The sequence below is a fragment of the Pontibacter rugosus genome (assembly GCF_042678745.1).
GTDB lineage: Bacteria > Bacteroidota > Bacteroidia > Cytophagales > Hymenobacteraceae > Pontibacter > Pontibacter rugosus.
Map to the genome: position 1 here is coordinate 1 of NZ_JBHTLD010000021.1, position 22,595 is coordinate 22,595.

A 22,595-nucleotide genomic window follows, 5' to 3' on the forward strand; every position below is an offset into this window, starting at 1 on the left:
TATAATTCATTTTAATACTGATGGCAAAAGAAACAGTTAAGAAGCACAACGAGTTTGAGGAGCTGGTTGAAAACCCTGATGCACTGGCGGATCGTCTGGCAGGTTCAGAAGACTTTGTAAAGAAAAACAAGTCAAAACTACTCGGTGTGTTTGTGGCCATCGCTGCTATTATTGTAGGTGGTTTTCTGTATTACAACTATCGTAGCACACAGAGCCAGGAGGCGCAGAGCGCTATGTTTCAGGCGGTTTACTATTTCGAGGCTGACTCTCTGAGCAAGGCTTTGAATGGTGATGGCCAAAACGCTGGTTTGTTAGCTATTGCCAATGAGTATAGCGGTACAGATGCCGGAAATCTGGCAAACTTCTACGCAGGTGCTGCCTTGCTGAAAAGCGGCAAGTATGCAGAAGCTGTAGAGCACTTGCAGAACTTTGACTCTGACGATTACCTGCTGCAGGCGCGTGCTTACAGCCTTACCGGCGATGCACTGCTAGAGCAGGGTAAACACAAAGAAGCTGCTGATGCTTATGTAAAAGCTGCGAACCATAACGCTAACCCGTTTTTCTCACCGCAGTACTTAATGAAGGCTGGTATAGCGCACGAAGCTGGTAACGATTTTGCAGCTGCTGCTGAAGTTTACAATAAGATCATAACGGATTATGTTGCTTCTGCAGAAGTTTCTGATGCCAGAAAATATAAAGCCCGTGCCGAGACATTGGTAGGTGGTGCTAAAGCAGAATAAAAAGGCCTAAGCCTGAATGAAAAGCGCTTTTGCTATTGTGGCAGAAGCGCTTTTTTATTGGTATGTATTTAAGAGCATGTTTAAAATTCATCCTTTGCGCTGCAAGCTGAATGTAAACATGCTCTAAGGTATGCCAGGCATAGCAATAGTGCAGCTGTTATATGTTTGCACAAAATAAATCAAGATCAACAAAAGACAATTAGCAATGGCTACATCATTAAAGAACCTGAACGACTACAAGAAAGATAACTTTAAAGATATCTCAGGAAAAACCATTGGTATAGTGGTAGCTGAGTGGCATGATGATATTACAAGTGTGCTTTGTGAGGGAGCCGTGGATACGCTGCTAAAGCATGGAGCCAAGAAAGAGAACATATTTATCAACACGGTGCCAGGCAGCTTTGAGCTTACACTAGGAGCACAGTTTCTGGCACTGCAGGAGGAGATAGATGCTGTGATTTGTATTGGGGTGGTAATCAAGGGAGATACCAAACATGATGATTATATCAACCACGCTGTTGCAAATGGCCTTACCAATGTATCGCTTAAGTTTAACAAGCCAGTAGCCTTTGGTTTGGTTACAACCAATAACCTGGAGCAGGCGCTGGATAGGGCAGGCGGTAAGCATGGCAATAAAGGTGTTGAGGCTGCTGCTGCCGTTATAGGTATGCTGAGCTTCTAAAGTATAAAAGCATCGTCAGCCTTTCAGCATAAACTTGCCGCTGCTGTGCAGGTAAGTCATAAACTATACTTAATTGGTATTCTGTTGTTTCTCCTGCTAAACATTAGCTACAGACTATGAGGCGCTTATCAGAGAGAAAAAATTGTTAAATAATGCACATAGATAGTAAAGTATTAAGAATACTCTTATTTTTGCAGCAATTTTAGCACCCTTGTTAGTATAGCATGGTTTGTGGCTAAGATTTTGACAGTACTAATATGAACTAAACTTTAGCTGTTTAGCTGGTGTTATGCCGCTAAGGGTCAAACTTTTGGTTCAACATAACCTAAGGCTTAAACTATATTACAGTTCTAAAAGAGCACCATGAATACAAACGAAGAGAGACAGCGATATTCCAAAGAAGACCTTGCTGAGTTCGAAGAGATTATCCAGGAGAAGTTGACGAATGCGCGCAAAGAAGTGACTTTTATCAAAGAAACCCTTAGCCGCCGTAATGATTCTGGTACTGATAACACAGCATCATCGTCAAAAGTGTTAGAAGACGGTGCCGATACTGCCGAAAAGGAAAGCATGAACCAATTAGCTTCACGCCAGATGAAGTTTATCCAACAGTTGGAGAATGCCCTGATTCGTATCAAGAATGGCACGTATGGTGTTTGCATTGTAACAGGCAAGCTTATCCCAAAAGAAAGACTGCGTGCAGTGCCGCACACACAACACTCTATTGAAGCAAAACTTCAGCGTAACGATTAGTACTATTACCCCTTGGATATACTGCAAAACCACATTCAGGCACTTGTTTTCTGTGCCCAGTCGCCCATAAGCATTGAGGAAATCCAGCGTTGCCTACAGGAATCGCTTGGAATGGAGGAGATTTTAGTGAGTGATGTGCTGGAGGCCGTGGAGGCAATAAACGAGTTGCTGGCTGAGCAGAACTTCGCTTTCCAGATATACGCTATTGGTGGAGGTTACCAGTTCCTGACCAAGCCGGTTTACCAGGAGACGGTAAGCACCTACTTAAAACATAAGTCAAAGAAAAAGCTGTCAGCGTCTTCTCTGGAGACGCTGGCAATTATTGCCTATAAGCAGCCTGTAACCAGAAGCCAGGTAGAGCAGATCCGTGGCGTAGGCTGCGATTATGCCATTCATAAGCTGCTGGAAAAAGAGCTGATTGAAATTAAAGGCAAGGCCGAGACTATTGGGAGGCCAGTGCTTTATGGTACGTCCCAAAAGTTTATGGATTACTTCGGCATCAACCACATCAAAGATCTTCCGCAACTAAAAGATTTCGCCACAGAGGAAAACACCATTGGCGAATCTGCCGATTGAGCTTGGTACGCCCGTACAAGTATAAGTGAACTATAGTCTTACATTATCCATTATTACTGCACAACCAAGGTACAGTAGCGATACTGCATCGATAACTAAATAGCAATGGCAAAATTTAACGAAAGACCTGACCGCGACAATGCGGGCGCAGGCAGAAGAGGCGCTGATAGAGACCGCTCTGACAGGCCGAACAACGATCGCGGAGAAAAGAAAATCTTTAACAGAAGAGATAAATACGAAAAACCTGAAGAGGGCCGTGAGCGCCGCTCTTTTGGTGACAGAGACAATAACAGAAGAGATGACCGTAAACCTTTCAACGCCGACAAGCGTGAAGGAGGCGAGCGTCGCCCGTTTAATTCAGACAGACGCGAGGGTGGAGAACGCCGTCCTGCAGGAGATAGACGTGAAGGAGGAGAACGTCGCTCGTTTAACGCTGACAGAAGTGAGGGTGGCGAAAGACGCTCTTATGGCGACAGAAGAGAAGGTAACGATAGAAGAGAAGGCGGTGAGCGCCGTTCGTATAGCCCTGGCAGACAGCAAGACGCTGGTGAAAGACGCTCGTTTGGCGGCGACAGACGTGAGGGAGGCGAAAAGCGCCCTTACAGTGGCGACAGAAGAGAAGGTGGCGAGCGTCGTTCTTTCAACACAGAAAGACCGGATAGAAGAGATGCTGATAAAAGAGGTTTTAACGCTGACAGAAGAGATGACAGCCGCGGAGGCGATCGTCGTGAAGGAGGCGAAAGGCGTTCATTTAGTGGCGATAGAGCACAAGAAAGTGAGCGCCGCTCTTATGGTGGTGACAGAGCTGAAGGAGGAGAGAGACGCTCATTTGGTGGCGGAGAAAGAAGAGAAGGAGGAGAACGCCGCACATTTAACAGCGACCGCCCACGCCGGGAAGATGGAGAGCGCCGCAGCTACGGAAACGATAGACCTGACAGCCGCAGAGGCGGGGAAGGCAGGGATAATGACCGTCGCTTCAGCCGTGAAGGCAAGCCAGGCTTTGGCGACAAACGCGCTAACTCCAGAGAGCACAGAGGTGATGACAGAGCGAAAAGCTTTGGACGTTCTGATGATCGCTTCAACAAAGGTGAAGAGCCTAAAACTCCGGATTACAACCTGAACCGCTATAAAAATAACCCGCGCGTAAAGAAAACAAGCCGTACTGGCGAGGAGGAGGATGGAACTATCCGCTTGAACCGTTATATCGCTAATGCAGGCGTTTGTTCTCGCCGTGAAGCAGATGTATTGATTGAGTCTGGTGAGATTAAGGTAAACGGCGAAGTAGTGACAGAGATGGGCTACAAAGTACAGCCTACCGATAATGTTCACTATGGCAAAAAGCTCCTGAGCCGTGAGAAGTTAGTATATGTCTTGCTGAACAAGCCGAAAGACTTCCTGACAACCACGGATGACCCGGAAGGGCGTAAAACAGTAATGAGCTTAGTGGCCAACGCCTCTAAAGAACGGATCTTCCCGGTTGGCCGCCTTGATAGGAATACAACAGGCCTGTTGCTTTTCACGAACGATGGCGAACTGGCGCAAAAGCTAACGCATCCATCAAACGAGATCAAAAAGATTTACCAGGTAGAGTTAGATAAGCCGCTTACCAAAGCTGATTTTCAGAAAATTACCGAAGGTATAGAGCTGGAGGATGGAAAAGCTGAGGTAGATGACGTGGCTATTTTGGGTGAGTCTAACAAGTTTGTAGGTATGGAAATACATATCGGACGTAACCGGATTGTGCGTCGTATTTTTGAGCACCTGGGCTATGATGTAGTAACGTTGGATCGCGTACAGTATGCAGGTCTTACTAAAAAAGACGTATCAAGAGGCGACTGGCGTTACCTGACAGAAAAAGAGGTAATCCAGCTGAAGTACTTTATGTAGTATATGCGCAACCTGGCCATTGATATTGGTAATACCGGCACAAAGTATGGCATCTTCGAAGAAGGTGCTTTGGTAGAACAGGGGTACTTTGAAGGGCAGCAACAGCTGCCTCAGGTACTGCTAAACCAAACCTTTGCAAATGCCATAGTTGCCTCGGTGGCTACGAGTGCACAAAGTATAAAGGAGAGGCTGCTTGTGAGCGGTAAGCTGTTAGAGCTTACACCACAGGCAGCCTTGCCTGTTTACAACCTGTACAAGACGCCGCAAACCCTTGGAGCCGATAGAATAGCAGCTGCCGTGGGAGCTAACTACCTGTTCCCGAACCGTAACTGCTTAGTGTTTGATGCCGGTACCTGTATCACGCATGATTTTGTAGATGCGGCGGCACAATACCATGGTGGCGGTATTGCGCCAGGCCTGAACATGAAATTCAAAGCGCTGCATACTTTTACAGAAAGGCTGCCGTTAGTACAGCAAAATGAAAAAAGTTTTCCGCTTACCGGTCAAAGCACCCAAGAGTCTATTTTAAGTGGTGTGTTAGCTGGAAGCGTGGCCGAACTCAACGGTCTGATTCAATTATACAGCGAAAAAGCAACTGATTTGGTGGTTATACTTTGCGGGGGTGATGCAGGATTTTTTGAAAGTAACTTAAAAGGACGCATCTTTGTAATTCCTGAATTGGTCTTGATCGGGCTTCACAGAATATTGACACATAATGTATAAGACATTCCGAATACTGCTAGGCTTCGCCGCGCTTTGTATAACGCATGCCACGCAGGCGCAGCTTATCAGCAATACACCCTACTCCCGCTACGGTATAGGCGAAATGAACGATTATCTGGGTAGTATACGTAGCGCAGGCATGGCTGGTACCGGCATTAGTGCGGGCAACAGCTATCAGGCGAATATTACTAACCCTGCCTTGCTATACTATAACAGCATCACCAACTTCGATATAAGCGGTGCAGGCCAGTTGAAAACCCTGAAGAGTTCAACAGCTTCTCAGCGCGATGGCAATGGTAACCTCTATAACCTGTCTTTGGTAGTTCCGATCTCTAAAAGATGGAGCTCAGCTGTAGGTGTTCGTCCTTTGTCAACAATCAATTATGAGATAAATGCATCTTCTGCGGTAGAAGGAAATCCTTTGGCTACCATCGAGCGGCAGTACACTGGTGAAGGTGGCTTGTCTGAAGCATATTTTGCACATGGGGTCAGGTTATTTGGCGGCCTTACAGTAGGAGGTAGCGCATCTTATATTTTCGGAAACACGATTTCCGAAACCTCAAGTACTGTAGTAGATTCAGAGCAGCTAACTGACCGTACCCGCATTGTTCAGATCGACCGCACCACATACCGCGACTTCCTGTTCCGTGCAGGTGTTAATTACAGGCAGAAGCTAAAGGATAAGTTGTTTTTAAGTGCCGGTGGTACTTATAGCTTTGCTGCGAAACTGGATGCCGAACGGGATATAACCTATGAGCGCCGTTCTCAGGATGATAACTTATTAGCAAGCCCGGTAGCAGACGAAGATACCCTAAGCGGCACTATTTCTTTGCCAGCTAACTGGCGTGCCGGTATCAGTTTAGATAATGGATCTAATTTCACTGTATCAGCTGAATTTTCTACCTACGAGTGGTCTAAATTCAAGAGTTTTGATGGCCGCAATGATAACCTGAAAGATAGTTATAGAGCAGCTCTGGGTGCAGAATATACTCCAAATGCTAACGCTATTGACAGCTACTTTAAGCGTGTAACCTATCGTGGCGGCGTGTATTACAACGATACACAGTTTCAGCTTAATGGGCAGGATATAAAAGATAAAGGCGTGACAGCAGGCTTTACCCTGCCTGTTGGCCGCGGTACAATTTACGACCTGTACCTGATGAACATATCTCTCGGTTATGGCCAGCGTGGCACAACTGATGCAGGGCTAATTAAAGAAGACTACTTTCAGTTTGGGCTGGGCTTTACGGTGAACAGCCGTTGGTTCCTGAAGCGCCGTATGGAGTAGCAGACAGCTGAACAAAGTATAAAGGCCGTTCTTAGAGCGGCCTTTTTTATGATAGCTACTGCCAGTATTACAGGTGTGCCGCAATGAGCACAAAATTTGCTACCTTCACAGTAAACGGTTTATTGATAAAGATGCGAAACGGATGGTTAGCCGCACTGATGCTTGTATTCCTCATCATTGGTTCTGGCTGCGAAAGAGAGTTGAAAGACCCTGATAAGGAGGTGAAGTATGATGGCCCTACGATGGAGAACCATGATGTGACAACCCTTTACAGCGACTCAGCTAAACTGGTTACAAAAATACAGGCACCCGTTCAGCAGGAGTTTGAAACAGGTGACAGGGTTTTTCCAAAAGGTTTTTATGTAGAGTTTTTTAATGCGCAGGGGGAGTTGGAGTCTACCTTGCGTGGTAACTACGGAAAGCAGGAGCCCGGGAGCAACCTATACATTGCCAGGGGTAATGTGGTGGTAAACAACCTGAAAAAGCAGGAAAAGCTGGAGACAGAAGAATTATACTGGAATAGGAACAAAGCAAAGGTATACACAGACAAGTTTGTGATTTTTACCACAGCAGAGCAAAGGCTTACAGGTACTGGCTTTACAGCCAACCAGGATTTGTCACGCTACTCTATCACGAAAGTAACCGGAGTTTTTAATTTTGAGGAAGAATGAACCAACGGCTCACATATATAATTCTGCTATCGCTGTCTTTTGTAGCGATGGTAGTAGGTGTACACCGTAGTATTGTAGAAGAGGATGTGATAGGAAATTACTGGCTGTTTATGGTTGGTTTTATCTTATACATGCTCTATCGCTACCGCAAAAAGAAGGATAGCGTCTAACATATTAAATCCCATGATTGACCCCAGTCAGATCATAGTGCTTTTAGCAGCCTTGCTTTTCTCTGCCTTTTTCTCGGGTATAGAAATGGCATTTATGGCCGCAAATAAAATTCAGATTGAGCTTAGCGAAAAAAACGGTGTGCTTTCGGGGCGCATTTTAGGTTTTCTGCTTAAGCGGCCTGCCAGGTTGCTTGGAACCGTTCTTATTGGCAATACGCTGGCGCTGGTATTATATGGCTTTACCATTGCAGCCATACTAAACCAGCTACTTACGCACTTCCTGCCTGAGACACTACAGATCACTTTCCTTATACTGGTACTACAGGTATTTATCGCATCTGTGATAGTGTTGCTAACAGCAGAGTTTCTGCCACGCAGCTTATTTGCCATCAACCCAAACAAGATGCTGCAGGTGCTGGCGGTGCCGATTTTGCTGCTTTACTTTCTGCTTTGGCCGGTAGTGTACCTGATTGTTTTCTTAAGTAAAAGCGTGGCCGAGAAGGTGTTTAAGATTGAGTTTTCTGAAGACAAACCAGTATTTGGGTTCACAGACCTTAACGCCTTTATCAAAAACAGGCTGTACCACCCTGAGCAGCAATTTGCTCCGGAAGTAGATCCGGAAATATTTCATAACGTGCTGGAGTTTAAAACAACTAAGGTGCGGGAGTGCATGGTGCCCCGGACAGAAATAGAAGCTGTAGATGTAGAAGCCTCTGTTGAGGAGCTACGGGAGGCTTTTACGAGTACCGGGCATTCTAAAATATTAGTATACGAAGCCAGTATTGACAACATTGTAGGGTATTGCCACCAGCTGGCTATGTTCAGGCAGCCTAAAAGTATAGGTGAAATTTTGTCGCCTGTGAGCATGGTGCCTGAGAGTATGCTGGCGAGTGAGCTGTTTGTGAAGTTTGTAGCAGAGCATCGGAGTGTGGCAGTAGTAGTCGACGAATTTGGAGGTACTTCTGGCATTGTTACTGTAGAGGATGTGATAGAGGAGATTTTTGGTGAGATACAGGATGAGTACGATATAAACAAAGGGCTTTTGGAGCAGGTAGTGCCTGATAAAGGCATCTATATATTAAGTGCCCGCCACGAAATAGACTACCTGAAAGAAAAATACGACCTGGAATTGCCGGAGGGAGACTATGAAACGCTGGGAGGCCTTTTCTTTTCGGCGTTCGGAGAGATACCGCAACCAGGAGACAAGGTACGGGTTTCCCCTTTCGAGATTACGGTACTTACCATGGATGAGAACCGCATAGATGCCGTGAAGCTAACGAAAACTACAGACTTTCAGGTAGATGCTAAAGGCTAAACTATAGTACAAAAATTTTGAATTTTAGCGCGATTAACCTTATTTTGCACAATCCTTTTATAAGTTAAATAAAGAATGGCATTAATTAACAAGATTAGAGAGAAGTCTGGTTGGGCTGTAGGCGTCATTGCCATAGGTCTTGGTGTCTTCATAGTAGGTGGTGACCTGCTTGGGCCAAACTCAAGGCTGCTGGGGAACGATGCAAATACTGTAGGCGAAATAGCCGGTGAAGAAATCGATTACCAGGAGTTCGATGCTGTTTTGCAGCAGGTAAAAGCAGACTACGAAGGTCGTGTGGGCCGTGCAGCAAACGAAGGCGAACTGGTGATGCTGCGAGAGCAGGCATGGAACCAGCTAATCTTTAAGATTGCCCTTCAGAAAGAATATGATCGTCTGGGGCTAACTGTAACAGAGGAAGAGCTTGCAGACATGGTACAGGGAAACAACATTCACCCTGCTGTTCTTCAGGCGTTCACCAATCCTCAGACGGGCGAGTTTGACCGCAACCAGGTGGTGCAGTACCTGCAGAACCTGGATCAAACAGGAACACGGCCAATGTGGGTTAACTTTGAGCAGAGCATCGCATCAGACCGTCTGCAAAGCAAGTATGCTAACTTGTTGAGCAAAACTGTTTATGTTACAGACGCTGAAGCTAAAAATTATTACAAAGCGCAAAACGCAGCAGCTAGCATGAAAGTGCTGTTCGTGCCTTACTTTACACTGGCAGATTCTGCCGTAACTGTAACAGATGCACAATTAAACGACTATTACAACCGGAACAAGGAGCTTTACAAAGTTGAAGCTGGCCGTACAATAGAATTCGTGACGATTCCAGTAGCAGCGTCTAAAGAAGATAGCACCTACTATCAGGAAGAAATCACGACCATTACACAGCAATTTGCAAGCGCTACAAACGATTCGGCATTTGTGAATGCTAACTCTGATGTGCCTTACAATGGCACATACCGCACGCCGGGCGAGTTGCCTGAGCAACTGCGCAAGCAACTACCGTTGCAGGAAGGTAAAGTTTACGGGCCTTTCTCTAGCAACGGCACAGTAGCCTTGTTTAAGGTAGTGGATGCTAAAAACTCAGACAAAAGCGCTGCAAGAGCAAGCCATATCCTGATCAGACCAGAAAATGATACACCAGAGGCAAAAGCTGCTGCTAAAGAGAAAGCACAGGGTGTGTTAAACCAAATCAAAGGCGGTGCAAACTTTGCTCAGTTAGCTGCGCAACATGGTTCTGATGGAACTGCTTCTAATGGTGGTGACCTGGGCTGGTTCCCGGAAGGCCAAATGGTGCCTGCTTTCGAGAAAGCAATCTTTGGTTTTGAAGGTGCTGGCTTGCTGCCAAACCTGGTAGAGACAGAGTACGGTTTCCATATAGTGAAGGTAACAGAGCCTAAAACAAACATTAGCTATAAAATTGCAGCTGTACAGCGTGCTGTTGAGCCAAGCGAGACTACGCGTGATGCAGCTTATGCGGTAGCTGATGAGCTGGCAGGCACAAGCGGTAATGCAGATGAATTCCGTGCAACGGTAGCTCAAAACAAGCAACTGGTTAAAGAAGAGGCGGCTAACATTGGTAAAAACCAGGTGTTGGTAAACAACCTTTCTAATGCCCGCGAACTGGTACGCTGGATGTATGCCAAGGATACAGATGTGAATGATGTCTCTCCGGTGTTTGAAATCAACGATCAGTTTGTTGTAGCAACCTTAACTGGAAAGCGTGAGAAAGGCTATGCTTCCGTAGAAAATGTGCGTGATGAGCTAACAGCCGCTGTGCGTAGCGAGGTGAAGGCAAAGCAGATCATCGAAAAACTGAATGGTAAGAAAGGCACCCTAGAGCAGATTGCCGCTGCTTATGGTCCGGATGCCATGGTAAAATCAGCTGATAATGTAACATTCGCTTCTGCCGCTATACCAGGTTTGGGAGTAGAGCCAGTGGCAGTTGGTAAAGCTTTTGGCCTGAAGCCTGGTGCTCGTACAGCTCCTTTCGAAGGACAGGGCGGAGTACTGGTGGTAGAGTTAACAAGTATGAATGCAGCTCCGGAAATCAACGACTTCGCTAACGTTAAAGAGCAAATGCGCTCAACGCTTAGTGGCCGTGCCGAAAGCAACGCCTTCGAAGCAATCAAAGAAAAATCTGAAATCGTAGATAACCGCGTACGCTTCTTCTAAGCCAGTCGGTTTATCTATACTTTAATAAAAAAGAGCCACTCCCCAAAGGAGTGGCTCTTTTTTATTAAACCGGCCTTGGTTCATATCTAGAGTAATTTCCTAAAGCAAACCTTCATGATGAGCAGCAGGCATAGGTAGATTTGTACTTATCTATATACGTCAGGGGCGTGTGAGGCAAGCATCCGTGGCGGCATATATCAAAACCCCAATCACAAAATCAAACTGATTTAGTATATTAATAGTTAAGGAAGAAGCATATAATAAATTGCGTGCCTCTCGTTTTACATAAGCTATGCGGAAAAAGATATTTTACACCTTGCTGCTATCATTGATGGTGCTTTTAGTAGCTCCTGCGGCCACAGCACAGCAGCAGGATTTGCAGCTGGCACGGGAGTATTACAGCCAGGGAGATTATGAAAAAGCAACAGAGTTGTATAGCAAGCTGATAAACAACGATAGGCTTTTTCATGCGGTGTACCCTGATTACCTGAAAACGCTTTTAGCCCAGCGCAACTACAAAGAAGCGGAGAAGCTAGTAAAGAAAACGATGAAACGCTATCCCGGAAATCTGAATTTTGAGGTAGACATGGGGCTGGTATATCAGGCTTCCGGTGATAAAGCTGCTGCCGAAAAGCAGTTCAGCAAACTATTGGAAGGCGTAAAGCCAGAGGAGGTAATTGTGCTGGCCAGCGTGTTTATGCAAAATGATCTTTTCGACCTTGCTGAACGGGCATACCTGCGGGGACGGCAGCTCAGTGGCGATCCTTCGTCTTACAGCCAGCCACTTATTGCGCTCTACTCATACCGCCAGAAAATCGAAAAGCTTATACCTGAAGTATTAAACTTACTACAGACAAATGAAAGCGAGTTAGGCTATGTGCAGAGCCGCTTGCAGAACTCCCTACAAGAAGAAAAAAACTCCAACCAACTGGAGAATGAACTGATTGTGCGGGTGCAGCAGCAACCGGATAAGGTGGCATACAGCGAAATGCTTATCTGGCTGTATATACAACGCAAAGACTTTTACAGTGCTTTGATGCAGGCCCGCGCAGTAGACAAGCGCACACGCAGTGGAGGTACACGTGTGATGGATTTAGGAGGTATCAGCTTGAAAAATAAAGACTATCAGGGGGCTATAGAAGCCTATGAGTATATGGTGAAGGAGTATCCGGACGGGCCCTATGCCATGATAGCAAGGCAGCGGCTGATCAATGCACGTGAGCTGCAGGTGCAGAATACTTTCCCGATAAACCAGGAGAAGATACAGGCGCTTATTGCTGATTACAATGCGCTGCTAAACGAGGTAGGCCGTCGCCCCGAGACGGTGGAAGTACTGCAGCACATGGCAGGCTTATACGCTTTTTACCTGGATGATAAAAGTAAAGCCATTACGCTGCTACAGGAGTCTATTGCCATGCCACGTGCTGATCCAGGCATGGTAGCAGAAAGCAAACTCACTTTGGGGGATATTTACCTGCTGAAGGGAGAGCCGTGGGAGAGTACGCTGTTATACTCGCAGGTTGAGAAATCACATAAAGAAACTACTTTAGGGCATGAGGCCAAGCTGCGTAATGCTCGGTTAAATTACTATAAAGGAGACTTCGAACTGGCGCAAGCACACTTGGATATTTTGAAACTGGCAACAAGCCGCGAAATAGCCAATGATGCTATGGAGCTAAGCCTGTTGATAACAGACAATACCGGTTTAGATACATCCACGGTGGCTATGGAAGAATATGCTGCTATTGACCTGCTCATTTTCCAGAACAAGCAGCAGGAGGCGCTAGCATCGCTGGATAATATGTTGCAGGAGTATCCTGGGCATAGCCTTACAGACGAGATATACTTTCAGAAGGCAAAGATCTATGAACGCATCGGAGATTTTACAAATGCAGTAGAGAGCCTGCAAAAGATAACAGCCAACCCACAATACGATATCTTGAGCGATGATGCTCTTTATAGGATGGCTTATATACTGGAAGAGAATCTGGGGGAAAAGGACAAGGCGCAGCAGTTGTACAACGAGCTTCTGGTAAAGCACCAAGGCAGTATTTATGCGGCTGACGCCCGAAAACGGTTTCGCAAGTTGCGCGGAGACAAGCTGAACTAAGAGCGCTTCGCAGGATTAGAAATGATTGGCTAAAGGATTCCTCATTGTTCCTGTAAATCCATCAAGCCAAGTGCTAATTTGATCGAGCATTGGTTTCAGGGTTAATAGCGTGCCGTGCAGAAAAGTCCTGTGTCTTAATTTATACTTAGCCAAAAAACACAATCAGAATAAGAATAAAAAGTATAAAGAACCCATACATGATCAGGTCCAGGGAATAATTTTTATACTTTTCAAAAAGCCTTCTGAATCGTTTCATTGTTAATCCTGTTGTACACGACAAAAGTACGAAATTAACTGCGAAGGTGTAAAGGCATCTAAACCCAGCGACTCAAAATCCTGCCAAAATAGCTACCTTTGCAGATCAAATCAGCAGCTTATCAGAAGTATATGGAGAAAAGGTGGGTTATAAGCCAAGAGGCGCCAGCAAAGGTTGTAGAACAGTTGGCAGAACAGCTAAAAGTTAGTACAACCCTTACCAGCATACTTTGCCAACGCGGTATCTGTACCTACGAAGAAGCCAAACACTTTTTTCGGCCCTCACTGCAAGACCTGCACGATCCCTTTCTGATGAAGGACATGGACCGTGCCGTGAACCGCCTGAACGAAGCCCTGCACCGCAATGAGAAGATCCTGGTTTATGGCGATTATGATGTAGACGGTACTACCTCTGTGGCGCTTATGTATGGCTTTCTGCGCAACTATACTTCTAACATTGATTTTTACATCCCGGACAGGTATAAAGAAGGCTATGGCGTATCAAGCCAGGGCATTGAATGGGCGGCTGAGAATAACTTCACGCTCATTATTAGCCTGGACTGCGGCATTAAATCAGCTGATAAGGTAGCCCTTGCTTCCAGCCTTGGCATAGACTTCGTCATCTGCGATCACCATTTGCCAGACGATGATGTACCGCAGGCTGTAGCCGTGCTGGATCCTAAGAGAGTGGATTGCCCTTACCCATACAAAGAGTTATCAGGTTGTGGAGTGGGCTTTAAATTGCTGCAGGCCTTTTGTTTTCAGAATGATATTGACCAGGCAGAAGTATACAAGCTGCTGGACCTGCTGGTAGTAAGTATAGCAGCCGATATTGTGCCTATAACCGGTGAAAACCGGATTATGGCCTATTTTGGCTTAGAGCACCTGAATGGCCCGCAACAAATGCGCCCGGGATTGGATGCCTTAAAGGATCTGGCTGATTTAAAAGGCGAGATGGATATTACCAGCATCGTGTTTGGTTTTGCGCCACGCATAAATGCCGCTGGCCGTATGGGCGATGCCAAGAATTCGGTGCGGATGCTGCTGGCCCAGACAAAAGAGGAGGCGCACAAGATGGCTGGTATCATAAACGAATCAAATAAAGAGCGCCGCAGCCAGGATACCAGCATCACCAAAGAAGCCTTACAAATGATTCAGGAAGATGATTTCCTGAAGACCTCCAACTCTACAGTGCTGTATAACGAGAACTGGCATAAAGGTGTGATCGGTATCGTGGCATCGCGCTGCATTGAGCATTATTATCGGCCTACCATCATACTTACCCACTCTAACGGCAAGGCTTCGGGCTCAGCCAGATCAGTGCACGGGTTTAACGTGCATAGCGCGATAGAGAGCTGCTCAGACCTGTTAGAGCAGTTTGGAGGCCATATGTATGCGGCAGGCTTAACCTTGCCTGTAGAGAACGTACAGGCGTTTAGAGAGCGCTTTGAGAAAGTAGTCGCCAATACCATTACTGCAGAGCAAAAAATCCCTCAGATAGAGATTGACGCGCCAATTCAGCTAAAACAGATCACACGTAACTTCTATAACATTATCCGCCAGATGGAACCATTTGGGCCGGGCAACATGCGGCCGGTGTTTATGTCGGAGGGAGTGTATGACACGGGCAGCATGCGTATAGTGGGTGATACGCACTTAAAGCTGCGCCTGACACAAGATAATTATCACACAATAGACGCTATTGGCTTTGGCCTCGGCGAATACTATCATGATATCAAGGATGGAGTTCCGTTTGATGTATGCTATACTATTGAGGAAAATATATACAGAGGAGTAATTACGCTACAGCTGCGGATTAAAGATATTCGACTTAAATAGCAAAAGGCTCCTGCTAAAGGAGCCTTTTGCTATTTAAGAGAAAGAAGAGCTTCATGACTACTTCTTTATTTTCGACTTGGAAGCTAGCAGTATACTAGTGCAAGCAGATTGTTAGCAACCTATATTCAAAACTGTCACATCTAAGGCAGCGGCTGCATGTGTTTCAGCTGTTTAAGCGGACTCGTTAAATCAGCGTGTGCAGTTAACTGGGGCAGGCACAGCGAGCTTAGCTGCTCGAAATCTCCGGCAAAAAAATTGATGTCTACGGCTGAGTTGATGCCTGCAATAGCGCCTCTGTCTGTATACTGCCAAAACATCCAACTATCGGTATGGTGAATATCAGGTTTGTTATCGCTGTAGCGGGCAATCCAGAAGTGGTAGTCTTGGAAGTGCCCTTGCAGGTAACGGCGGTAGTAGTTTTGGCTCGTATATATAATAGGCCGCACACCGTAATGAGCCGTTACGGCCTCCAGCCACACTTTCACATCTTTGCGCAGCTTATCGGCAGGTATTTTAGGGTCTGTAATTTCCAGGTCAAGTACAGGAGGTAAATCTCCGGCCTCGAGTGTAACAGTGCTGGTAAAAAGCTTAATCTGATCTAGTACCGGTGCTTCAGGCTTGTAAAAATGATAAGCTCCACGCTTGATGCCATGCCGCTTGGTCTCTTCCCAGTTACGGGCAAAGTATGGGTCAAGCCTGAAATCCCCTTGTGTGGCTTTCACAAAAGCAAAAGACACCTCAGAATCACGAACCTGCGCCCAATCAACTTCCTTCTGCCATCTCGATACATCAATGCCACGCAGTGTTGTGGTGGTGCTGTTATTAGACGCAACAGCTTTGGGATTATTATTATCTGTATCTGCGTAACCTGGTGTTACTCCAAGCACAGAAGTATACAGCAGCAAACCAGACAGAACAAACTTCTGGCAAGCTGAAAATAGTACAGTAAACGGCATAGGCTAAAGTTGTATAATTAAGCGTGTTACAAATTAAATATAATAACAGCATTAGTCAAGTGCAGAAAGTAAGTATTATATACTTTGTTGAATTAATGTAATAGAATATTTCCAATATAATTAGAAAGTCCAGGCATATAGGTAATGGCTGGCACATACGTTGCAGGATGCCTGCTTTATGTGTAATTTAGCAACGATGATACTGAAAGCAGAACACCTGATAAAGAGGTATAAATCCCGCACTGTTGTAAACGACGTGAGTGTGGAGGTAAACCAAGGAGAGATTGTGGGTTTGCTGGGCCCCAACGGAGCCGGCAAAACTACCTCGTTCTATATGATTGTGGGGTTGGTAAAGCCGAACGAAGGTAGAATTTACCTTGATAAGGAAGACATAACCGATCTGCCCATGTATAAGCGAGCCACTCGGGGAGTAGGTTACCTGGCGCAGGAGGCTTCTGTTTTCAGGCAGTTAACGGTGGAAGAGAACATTTTATCGGTACTGGAAATGACCAACCTGCCTAAGAAGGCACAATATCAGAAGGTGGAGGAGTTGCTGGAGGAGTTCTCGCTTACGCATGTGAGAAAGAACAAGGGGATTGTATTGTCAGGTGGAGAGCGCCGCCGCACTGAAATTGCGCGTGCCCTGGCCGTAGATCCTAAATTCGTGTTGCTGGATGAGCCTTTTGCTGGTGTAGACCCTATTGCTGTAGAGGAAATTCAGTCGATTGTAGCTAAGCTGAAGAATAAAAATATTGGTATCCTCATTACCGATCACAACGTAAACGAGACGCTTTCTATCACTGATCGTGCTTATCTGCTGTTTGAGGGCAAAATTCTCAAAGCTGGCACCGCCGAAGAATTAGCTGCTGATGAGCAGGTGCGCCGTGTATACTTAGGTAAGCACTTTGAGCTTAAGCGTAAAGTTTAACATTGTTATAGCACTTTGGTTGTATCGGAATAGCTGAAGCCAACCTTTGAGAGAAGCCAATGCTATACTTGAAGTATAGCATTGGCTTCTCTCAAAGCGTTCAATGTTATTTGCTTCAGCTCAGGAATAAGAAGAGGGCAGTACTGCATCGGTCAATTCTTTATCACACCAGTGAAAAGATATGAAAACAGAAATATAGCACTACCACAGGGAAGGAAGATAAGCAGAAAAATACTTATTTTGCACAAGTTCCCAATCTGATTAGTGATTTTGGAAGTTGAGTGACGGTCGTTGCTTATAAGGTGTAGAAATCAGGAAATAGTAGCCATCAGCTATAAGGAATCAAATTGGAAATAATCAATTCTATCATAACGTGGGTAATGCAGAAACGGATCCATGACATAGATCTGTTTCGGAAATACCCGCATGAGGTGCAGTTAGAGCTGTTCCAGAACCTGATTACCAAGGCAAAGCATACAGAATGGGGCAAACAGTACGGTTATGGTGAAAACCTGTCTGTGCGGGAGTTTCAGGAGCGTGTGCCTATCAGCACTTACGAAGATCTGTATCCTTACTTTGAGCGGGTAATGAAGGGGGAGCAAAACCTGCTGTGGCCAAGTAAAATTGAATGGTTTGCCAAATCGTCTGGCACTACCAATGCCCGCAGCAAGTTTATACCGGTTAGCCCTGAGTCTTTGGAGGATTGCCATTATAAGGGTGGGAAAGACATGCTTTCTATCTATGTAAATCTTTACCCTGACACGAAGCTGTTTACGGGGAAAGGGTTATCGATAGGAGGAAGCCACCAGCCAAGTGAGTTTAATGCGAAGGTTTCCTGCGGCGATGTGTCTGCCGTTATCATGCAAAACCTGCCTATTTGGGCAGAAGCCATGCGAACGCCTCCTCTTAAAGTTGCCCTGATGGACAAGTGGGAGGAGAAGATAGAGAAGATGGTAGAGGTGACGCTGGATGAAAATGTAACAAGTATGAGCGGCGTGCCTACCTGGACTTATGTGCTGCTCAAGCGCATCCTGGAGGTAACCGGTAAGAGTAACATCTTGGAAGTATGGCCAAACCTGGAGCTGTTTACCCATGGCGCCGTAGCTTTTGGGCCTTACCGTCAGCTATTTAGGGAGATAATTCCGTATAATAAAATGAACTATTTAGAAGTGTATAATGCTTCTGAAGGGTTCTTCGGTATTCAGGATCAGGCAGGTACAGAAGATGAGATGTTGCTGATGCTGGATTACGGGGTCTACTATGAGTTTATTCCGATGGATCAGTTTGATGAGGAGATGCCTCATACCCTGACCCTGGATCAGGTGGAGCTAGGAAAGAACTATGCACTTGTTATCTCAACCAATGCTGGCTTGTGGCGCTATAAAATTGGCGATACAGTTCGTTTTACCAGCCTTAGCCCTTACCGCATCAAAATATCTGGCCGAACAAAGCATTTTATAAATGCTTTTGGCGAAGAGGTAATTGTAGAGAATGCCGAGGCTGCCGTAATAAGCGCCTGTAAAGCCACTGGTGCTGTAATTTCTAACTTTACAGCTGCTCCGGTATACATGGAGAGTGGCAAGCGGGGCTGCCATGAGTGGCTGATAGAGTTTGAGAAGGATCCGGATCAGCTGGATACTTTTAAGCAAGTGCTGGACGAGACACTGCGCGAGGTAAATTCAGATTACGACGCCAAACGACAGAACGACCTTGCATTACAGGCTCCTGTTGTACATGCCGTGCCAAAAGGTACTTTCATGAACTGGCTCCGTCACAAAGGTAAGTTAGGCGGGCAAAATAAGGTGCCCCGCCTAAGCAACACACGTGAGTACCTGGAGGAGATTATGAAAGTTAGTAACATATAGTATCAGAGGGATTTGTGTTAATAGTAAAACAACTTAATAGATGAGCATAAAAGGCTTCCTACAAGATTTAAATGAGGTTTTCAAAGAAAACGAGGAAGAAAAAAGAAAGCGGGAAGAGGTTGTAAAGCAGAAAGAAAAAGAAAAGAAAGAATTCTTTGAACTGTACAGCAACATCTATAATGACGGTATTGTAAAGAAGGTAAAGAAGATTGAGAAGGAGCTTAAAAACGACTTCAAAATCAGGTACAAAAAGGGACCGGAAAAACCATCTTTCAATACCTTAGAAGGCAGTCTGACGTTTCAGCCAAAGTTCGTAACAGATGTGTATGAAATAAAGATAATGGTACAGGGGCAGTTCAAAGATAAAACCCTGGTGGTTTTAGGAAATGCTACTTATCGGCTGAATGCTAAACACAAAGGCGCTACAGAGGTCTTTAAAGATAAGATAGAACTGTTCGACCCAGAGCAAACAGAAGATTTTATCACTAAAATACTGCGTTACTTCTTTATTGAACGATAGCTAAACACAAGCCCATCAAGTATAAACCTTGGTGGGCTTGTGTTCCAGGGCTGCTATTCCATAAAGCTGCTAAAGAAACCACCTTCTTTATTGGCATTCTCGCCTTTGGGCATTAGAGCTTCTATCAGCTTCTTAACCGGCATTGATTGTAGCCATACCCGGCCAGTACCCCGCAGTGTAGCCAGGAACAGTCCTTCTCCACCAAATATCATCGATTTAAGCCCTCCGGCACGCTGCACGCTAAAATCTATACCTTCTTCAAAAGCAACCACGCAGCCTGTATCAACGCGCAGGGTCTGGTTATTTAGCTGTTTCTCTACAATAGTGCCGCCTGCATGCACAAAAGCCAATCCATCGCCCTGCATTCGCTGTAGTATAAAGCCTTCGCCTCCAAAAAAGCCGGAGCCAAGGCGCTGGTTAAAGTGTATGCTGAGCTTAGTGCCTAATGCAGCTGCCAGAAAAGCATCTTTCTGAGTAATCAGGCTGTTGTTGCGTGTGGTGCTTAGGTCTATCGGCAGAATAGTGCCTGGGTACGGGGCAGAAAAAGCCACACGGCTTTTCCCGTAGCCACGGTGCGTAAAATGTGTCATAAACAGCGATTCGCCTGTTATCATGCGTGAGCCTGCCGAAACAAGTTTACCAAAAAAGCCTTGGCTCGGATTAGAGCCGTCGCCCATCTTGGCTTCAAAGTCAATACCGTCTTCCATGTATACCATGGCGCCAGCCTCTGCAATTACAGTTTCATTCTGGTCGAGCTCAATCTCCAGCACCTGAATGTCATTGCCAAAAATCTTGTAGTCAATTTCGTGTGAGTTTCTCATAGTGTGTAGGTATTATATAGTCAATAGAAATATAGTTAAATATAAACACAAAAGAGGCAGACTTAATGTATTAAGTCTGCCTCTTTTGCTCTGTTGCCGCTTTTGTGCTGCTAATCTTCTTCGTCATCCTCTGATGCCTTGCCTTTTTTTCGGCTTTCCTTTGGCAGGTTCTCTTCTTCCTCGTCATCAGAGGTTGAGGTTGTGTTTCGCACAAAGTCCTCATCTGTTTCCTCTGCCTCTTCTGTTTCCTCTACGTGATAGTCCTCTTCTTCTTCGCGTTTTGCTTTTTCAGCGGCATCTCGTTTTACAAGCTTTTTATCCTCTACATTCTGGTTCAGGAAATCGTTGATCTTATCAATGCTGTAGTTAGAGATAATCTCGCCATGTTCGTTTACCTTGATTTCAAAACCTTCTAAGTCTTTGTGTACACGAGACTTCTTTTTAGAGCTGTCGCTGTCTTTTTTATTTTTAGCCATGATATTTCTCGCTTTGTTATACTTTGCTTATAAGCAGCACAGCGTAAATAGTTTCAAACCGAGGAATGGCAGGCAACAAAAAAGGCCAGCCAACAGGCCAGCCTTTCTTTAGGTAATTATTAATTTGACTCCTTAAGCAGTAGCATAGCTACTTAGCTTTGAGATTGCGGTTTCTATGCGCTGAGCAGTTTCTTCTTTACCCAGTACTTCTATAATCTGCATCAGGTCGGGGCCTGCTTCGGCTCCGGTTACAGCAAGGCGAAGTGCCTGCATTACCTGCCCTATTTTCATGCCGTGGCGCTCCAGAATGCTATTCAGTAACTCCTTAACGGTATCTGCATTGATGTCTTGCAGCGATAACAGCTCGTTTTTAAAATCCTCAAAAACAGCAACAGACTGGCTATTCCACTTTTTAGACGCTACCTTCTCACTGTATTCAGTAGGGGCTACATAAAAATATTGTGCCTCCTTCCAGAAATCCTGCGGAAACGACACTCGTTCTTTCATCAAGCCCGCCACTTTCTCCGCTGTTTGGTGTGTGGTGGTGATATTGTGCTCCTTTAAAGCTTCCATCAGGTAACCGGCAAGCTCACTGTCTGGCTTTGCGCGGAGGTACTGCTCGTTAAACCAGCGTGCTTTCTGAATATCAAAGCGTGTACCTGATTTGCCGATACGCTCTACAGTGAATTCCTGAATCAGCTCATCCATAGAGAAAATCTCTTGCTGTGTGCCCGGGTTCCAGCCCAAGAAGGCAAGGAAGTTCACAAAGGCATCAGGTAAATAGCCGCTCTCACGGTATCCTGTAGATTTCTCGCCTGTGTTAGGGTCTACCCAGTGTAGTGGGAATACCGGGAAACCCAGCTTGTCACCATCTCGCTTGCTCAGCTTTCCGTTGCCATCCGGCTTTAACAGCAGGGGTAGGTGCGCAAACTGTGGCATGGTATCTTCCCAACCCAGGTAACGGTACAGCAGCACATGCAGCGGTGCGCTCGGCAGCCATTCCTCCCCACGTATCACGTGTGTGATTTTCATCAGGTGGTCATCCACAATGTTAGCCAAATGGTATGTTGGCATGCCATCTGATTTCATCAGCACTTTATCGTCAATGGCAGAAGAATGCACCATTACCCAGCCCCGGATCATGTCCTGCAAACGAACTTCTTCTTTGCGGGGCACCTTCAAGCGGATTACGTAAGGGTCGCCTGAATCAAGGCGACGCTTTACTTCATCCTCCGGCAGCGTGAGCGAGTTTTTCATCGTCATGCGGGTAATGGCATTGTATTGCGGTGTGGCTACCTTGGCAGCCTTCAGGCGCTCACGCATGGCATCCAGTTCCTCTGCTGTATCGAAGGCGTAGTAGGCATGCCCGGCATCAATTAGCTGCTGCGCATACTGCATGTATATTGGCTTGCGCTCAGACTGGCGGTACGGCGCATACGGGCCGCCCTTCCATGGGCTTTCGTCTAGCTCAATGCCGCACCACTCCAGCGATTCCCGAATATAATCTTCAGCGCCAGGTACAAAGCGTGTCTGGTCGGTATCTTCAATGCGCAAAATCATTTTACCGCCGGTCTTTCTGGCCAGCAGAAAGTTGTACAGGGCTGTGCGAACCCCGCCGATATGGAGGGCCCCTGTCGGGCTTGGTGCAAAGCGTACTCTAACTTCTCTTTCCATGTATGGTTGTGTCGTTCAGGACTATCAAGTTTTGCGGCAAAGGTACAAAATAAAGTTTGTTTAGGTAAGGCTGAGGCACCACAATGCGTTGCGGTATATTCCGCTCACTATAAACATAATCAGCTAATTCCGTATTTGCTAAGTATAGCACATAAAAGCTGCAGA

General features: G+C 45.8%; 20 protein-coding genes. 16 read left to right on the forward strand and 4 right to left on the reverse strand.

Going from position 1 to position 22,595, the window contains the following annotated elements:
• Nucleotides 1-20 precede the first annotated feature (20 nt).
• The 13 genes from ACFQ2O_RS04090 to recJ all read left to right on the forward strand — a co-directional run bounded on the left by ACFQ2O_RS04090 (nt 21) and on the right by recJ (nt 15,190).
• Nucleotides 21-740: a tetratricopeptide repeat protein gene (locus ACFQ2O_RS04090; RefSeq protein WP_377523137.1), complete on the forward strand. Its 720-nt coding sequence runs from the start codon at nt 21-23 to the stop codon at nt 738-740.
• 205 nt (nt 741-945) lie between these two features.
• A complete protein-coding gene (ribH, locus tag ACFQ2O_RS04095; RefSeq protein WP_377523138.1) occupies nt 946-1,422 on the forward strand; it encodes a 6,7-dimethyl-8-ribityllumazine synthase in 477 nt (158 codons plus the stop codon).
• Nucleotides 1,423-1,785: 363 nt separating this feature from the next.
• Nucleotides 1,786-2,175, forward strand: coding sequence for a TraR/DksA family transcriptional regulator (locus tag ACFQ2O_RS04100; RefSeq protein ID WP_068837790.1), 390 nt, complete (start codon nt 1,786-1,788; stop codon nt 2,173-2,175).
• Nucleotides 2,176-2,187: 12 nt separating this feature from the next.
• Entirely contained in the window at nt 2,188-2,751 is a 564-nt protein-coding gene (gene scpB, locus ACFQ2O_RS04105) for an SMC-Scp complex subunit ScpB (protein WP_377523139.1), read from the forward strand.
• Between the two features lie 105 nt (nt 2,752-2,856).
• Nucleotides 2,857-4,638 (forward strand): pseudouridine synthase, encoded by a 1,782-nt coding sequence (locus ACFQ2O_RS04110; protein WP_377523140.1) that lies wholly within the window; start codon nt 2,857-2,859, stop codon nt 4,636-4,638.
• Between the two features lie 3 nt (nt 4,639-4,641).
• Entirely contained in the window at nt 4,642-5,361 is a 720-nt protein-coding gene (locus ACFQ2O_RS04115; protein WP_377523141.1) for a type III pantothenate kinase, read from the forward strand.
• Nucleotides 5,354-6,649, forward strand: coding sequence for an OmpP1/FadL family transporter (locus ACFQ2O_RS04120; RefSeq protein WP_377523142.1), 1,296 nt, complete (start codon nt 5,354-5,356; stop codon nt 6,647-6,649). The genes ACFQ2O_RS04115 and ACFQ2O_RS04120 overlap by 8 nt, the downstream gene beginning before the upstream one ends.
• A gap of 83 nt (nt 6,650-6,732) precedes the next feature.
• The gene (gene lptC, locus ACFQ2O_RS04125; protein WP_377523143.1) at nt 6,733-7,320 is read left to right on the forward strand and encodes an LPS export ABC transporter periplasmic protein LptC; all 588 of its coding nucleotides are present in this window, start codon (nt 6,733-6,735) and stop codon (nt 7,318-7,320) included.
• Nucleotides 7,317-7,490, forward strand: a complete 174-nt coding sequence (locus ACFQ2O_RS04130) for a hypothetical protein (RefSeq protein WP_377523144.1) — start codon at nt 7,317-7,319, stop codon at nt 7,488-7,490. The genes lptC and ACFQ2O_RS04130 overlap by 4 nt, the downstream gene beginning before the upstream one ends.
• Before the next feature lie 13 nt (nt 7,491-7,503).
• Nucleotides 7,504-8,805 (forward strand): hemolysin family protein, encoded by a 1,302-nt coding sequence (locus ACFQ2O_RS04135; RefSeq protein WP_377523145.1) that lies wholly within the window; start codon nt 7,504-7,506, stop codon nt 8,803-8,805.
• A gap of 75 nt (nt 8,806-8,880) precedes the next feature.
• A complete protein-coding gene (locus ACFQ2O_RS04140) occupies nt 8,881-10,986 on the forward strand; it encodes a peptidylprolyl isomerase (RefSeq protein WP_377523146.1) in 2,106 nt (701 codons plus the stop codon).
• 292 nt (nt 10,987-11,278) lie between these two features.
• On the forward strand, nt 11,279-13,096 hold the full coding sequence (locus ACFQ2O_RS04145; protein ID WP_377523147.1) for a tetratricopeptide repeat protein: 1,818 nt from the start codon (nt 11,279-11,281) through the stop codon (nt 13,094-13,096).
• A gap of 387 nt (nt 13,097-13,483) precedes the next feature.
• Nucleotides 13,484-15,190 carry a single-stranded-DNA-specific exonuclease RecJ gene (gene recJ, locus ACFQ2O_RS04150; protein ID WP_377523166.1) on the forward strand — a complete coding sequence of 569 codons (1,707 nt, stop codon included), beginning with the start codon at nt 13,484-13,486 and terminating at the stop codon, nt 15,188-15,190.
• A gap of 140 nt (nt 15,191-15,330) precedes the next feature.
• Here the strand turns inward: recJ and ACFQ2O_RS04155 are convergent, their stop codons facing one another.
• On the reverse strand, nt 15,331-16,146 hold the full coding sequence (locus tag ACFQ2O_RS04155) for a glycoside hydrolase family 25 protein (protein WP_377523148.1): 816 nt from the start codon (nt 16,144-16,146) through the stop codon (nt 15,331-15,333).
• A gap of 196 nt (nt 16,147-16,342) precedes the next feature.
• Here ACFQ2O_RS04155 and lptB point away from each other — a divergent pair, with 196 nt between their 5' ends.
• The 3 genes from lptB to ACFQ2O_RS04170 all read left to right on the forward strand — a co-directional run bounded on the left by lptB (nt 16,343) and on the right by ACFQ2O_RS04170 (nt 19,459).
• Nucleotides 16,343-17,074 carry an LPS export ABC transporter ATP-binding protein gene (gene lptB / locus ACFQ2O_RS04160; RefSeq protein WP_377523149.1) on the forward strand — a complete coding sequence of 244 codons (732 nt, stop codon included), beginning with the start codon at nt 16,343-16,345 and terminating at the stop codon, nt 17,072-17,074.
• 380 nt (nt 17,075-17,454) lie between these two features.
• Entirely contained in the window at nt 17,455-18,939 is a 1,485-nt protein-coding gene (locus tag ACFQ2O_RS04165; RefSeq protein WP_377523150.1) for a GH3 auxin-responsive promoter family protein, read from the forward strand.
• A gap of 40 nt (nt 18,940-18,979) precedes the next feature.
• Complete coding sequence (locus tag ACFQ2O_RS04170; protein WP_377523151.1) at nt 18,980-19,459, forward strand: hypothetical protein; 480 nt, start codon at nt 18,980-18,982, stop codon at nt 19,457-19,459.
• Between the two features lie 53 nt (nt 19,460-19,512).
• On the opposite strand, the gene ACFQ2O_RS04175 is transcribed toward ACFQ2O_RS04170, so the two are convergent.
• The 3 genes from ACFQ2O_RS04175 to gltX all read right to left on the reverse strand — a co-directional run bounded on the left by ACFQ2O_RS04175 (nt 19,513) and on the right by gltX (nt 22,430).
• The gene (locus ACFQ2O_RS04175; RefSeq protein ID WP_377523152.1) at nt 19,513-20,280 is read right to left on the reverse strand and encodes a TIGR00266 family protein; all 768 of its coding nucleotides are present in this window, start codon (nt 20,278-20,280) and stop codon (nt 19,513-19,515) included.
• Between the two features lie 110 nt (nt 20,281-20,390).
• On the reverse strand, nt 20,391-20,756 hold the full coding sequence (locus ACFQ2O_RS04180) for a hypothetical protein (RefSeq protein ID WP_377523153.1): 366 nt from the start codon (nt 20,754-20,756) through the stop codon (nt 20,391-20,393).
• A gap of 132 nt (nt 20,757-20,888) precedes the next feature.
• The gene (gltX, locus tag ACFQ2O_RS04185) at nt 20,889-22,430 is read right to left on the reverse strand and encodes a glutamate--tRNA ligase (RefSeq protein ID WP_377523154.1); all 1,542 of its coding nucleotides are present in this window, start codon (nt 22,428-22,430) and stop codon (nt 20,889-20,891) included.
• Between the last annotated feature and the right edge of the window lie 165 nt (nt 22,431-22,595).

Bases quoted from the DNA above. Each gene is read 5' to 3' on its own strand.
- ACFQ2O_RS04090 (WP_377523137.1), top strand. From the start codon at position 21: ATGGCAAAAGAAACAGTTAAGAAGCACAACGAGTTTGAGGAGCTGGTT.
- ribH (WP_377523138.1), top strand. From the start codon at position 946: ATGGCTACATCATTAAAGAACCTGAACGACTACAAGAAAGATAACTTT.
- ACFQ2O_RS04100 (WP_068837790.1), top strand. From the start codon at position 1,786: ATGAATACAAACGAAGAGAGACAGCGATATTCCAAAGAAGACCTTGCT.
- ACFQ2O_RS04110 (WP_377523140.1), top strand. From the start codon at position 2,857: ATGGCAAAATTTAACGAAAGACCTGACCGCGACAATGCGGGCGCAGGC.
- ACFQ2O_RS04115 (WP_377523141.1), top strand. From the start codon at position 4,642: ATGCGCAACCTGGCCATTGATATTGGTAATACCGGCACAAAGTATGGC.
- ACFQ2O_RS04120 (WP_377523142.1), top strand. From the start codon at position 5,354: ATGTATAAGACATTCCGAATACTGCTAGGCTTCGCCGCGCTTTGTATA.
- lptC (WP_377523143.1), top strand. From the start codon at position 6,733: ATGAGCACAAAATTTGCTACCTTCACAGTAAACGGTTTATTGATAAAG.
- ACFQ2O_RS04130 (WP_377523144.1), top strand. From the start codon at position 7,317: ATGAACCAACGGCTCACATATATAATTCTGCTATCGCTGTCTTTTGTA.
- ACFQ2O_RS04135 (WP_377523145.1), top strand. From the start codon at position 7,504: ATGATTGACCCCAGTCAGATCATAGTGCTTTTAGCAGCCTTGCTTTTC.
- ACFQ2O_RS04140 (WP_377523146.1), top strand. From the start codon at position 8,881: ATGGCATTAATTAACAAGATTAGAGAGAAGTCTGGTTGGGCTGTAGGC.
- ACFQ2O_RS04145 (WP_377523147.1), top strand. From the start codon at position 11,279: ATGCGGAAAAAGATATTTTACACCTTGCTGCTATCATTGATGGTGCTT.
- recJ (WP_377523166.1), top strand. From the start codon at position 13,484: ATGGAGAAAAGGTGGGTTATAAGCCAAGAGGCGCCAGCAAAGGTTGTA.
- ACFQ2O_RS04155 (WP_377523148.1), bottom strand. From the start codon at position 16,146: ATGCCGTTTACTGTACTATTTTCAGCTTGCCAGAAGTTTGTTCTGTCT.
- lptB (WP_377523149.1), top strand. From the start codon at position 16,343: ATGATACTGAAAGCAGAACACCTGATAAAGAGGTATAAATCCCGCACT.
- ACFQ2O_RS04165 (WP_377523150.1), top strand. From the start codon at position 17,455: ATGCAGAAACGGATCCATGACATAGATCTGTTTCGGAAATACCCGCAT.
- ACFQ2O_RS04170 (WP_377523151.1), top strand. From the start codon at position 18,980: ATGAGCATAAAAGGCTTCCTACAAGATTTAAATGAGGTTTTCAAAGAA.
- ACFQ2O_RS04175 (WP_377523152.1), bottom strand. From the start codon at position 20,280: ATGAGAAACTCACACGAAATTGACTACAAGATTTTTGGCAATGACATT.
- ACFQ2O_RS04180 (WP_377523153.1), bottom strand. From the start codon at position 20,756: ATGGCTAAAAATAAAAAAGACAGCGACAGCTCTAAAAAGAAGTCTCGT.
- gltX (WP_377523154.1), bottom strand. From the start codon at position 22,430: ATGGAAAGAGAAGTTAGAGTACGCTTTGCACCAAGCCCGACAGGGGCC.